General features: G+C 61.7%; 1 protein-coding gene. It reads right to left on the bottom strand.

The features are described from left to right. Positions 1 to 32: 32 nt before the first annotated feature. A protein-coding gene (locus ACUYV6_RS13140) for an IS3 family transposase (protein WP_449279123.1) occupies positions 33 to 1,225 on the bottom strand; the annotation gives its coding sequence in 2 pieces (ribosomal slippage) (positions 33 to 938 and positions 941 to 1,225; 1,191 coding nt in all). Positions 1,226 to 1,294: the final 69 nt, after the last annotated feature.

The following is a 1,294-nucleotide window of genomic DNA, read 5'->3' as shown; positions in this document are numbered from 1 at the left end:
GGGTCTGGTGCAGGAACAGGTGACAGTTCTAATCAGGCCGCGAGGGCCAGGTCGTTGTTCATGATGGTCTCGAACTCGATCGGCGTCAACCGGCCCAGACGGGCCTGGCGACGCCTGCGATGGTAAGTCCGCTCGATCCAGGTCACGATCGCGATGCGTAGTTGTTCGCGAGTGGCCCAGGAACGCCGGTTCAGGACGTTCTTCTGCAGCAGGCTGAAGAACGATTCCATCGCCGCGTTATCGCCGCAGGACGCCACCCGGCCCATCGACCCGACGAGATTGTGCGCGGCAAGTTCACGGCGCAGCTTCCTGCTTCGAAATTGCGATCCACGATCTGAATGCACGATGCAGCCGTCCACGTCACCGCGCATCCGGACGGCGTTCCTGACAGCGCGGACCGCGAGAGATGCCTTCATGCGTGAGTCGATCGAGTAGCCCACGATCCGACCGCTGAACGCGTCCTTGACCGCGCAAAGATACAGCCGACCTTCGCTCGTTTTGTGCTCCGTAATGTCGGTCAACCACAGCTGGTTCGGCCGAGTGGCATCGAACCGGTGACGCTCACGCCCGTGCTCGTCGATGACGACACAAAGATCGTCGTGAACAGCAGGGCCAGGCTTCTTCCCGTTCTTGCTCCGCTTCTTCCCGAACACACTCCACCAGCCATTCGCGGACGCGATCCGCCACGCTGTCCGATCCGACATCGCTTGTCCCTCGTCGCGGGCTTCGTCGGCGAGAAGCCGATACCCGAACTCGGGGTCGTCTCGGTGAGCGTCGAACAGCGCGTTCGCGCGATACGCCTCACTCAACTCTCGCCTGGTCACAGGGTTGCGCAGCCAGCGGTAATACGGCTGACGAGCGAGCTTTAGTACCCGGCACGACACCACGACCGGAATCCCGTCCGCGGCGAGCTCGGAAACGAGCGGGTACATCATTTTCCCGGCAGATGCGCCTGCGACAGGTATGCCGCTGCGCGACGCAGCACCTCGTTCTCCTGCTCGAGAAGACGATTGCGCTTACGGAGTTCACGGATTTCCGCAGACTCCGATTGTGTCTGGCCAGGCTGCTTGCCATCCTCGATGCGGGCCCGGCGCATCCACTTGTCGAGAGTGCCTACATGAACGCCGAAATCTTTCGCGATCTGCGCGAGGGTGACGTCCGGATCACGGTTCTGGGCGACGCGGATCACGTCATCTCTGAACTCCTTGGGGAACGGCTTGGGCATGATGACATCCTTCCAGGCCAGCCCTCTCGGCTAGCCATGTTTGATGTCACCTGTTCCTACATCAGACCC

This window comes from Leucobacter sp. GX24907, assembly GCF_053567335.1.
This window is presented reverse-complemented; position numbering and strand designations above follow the sequence as displayed.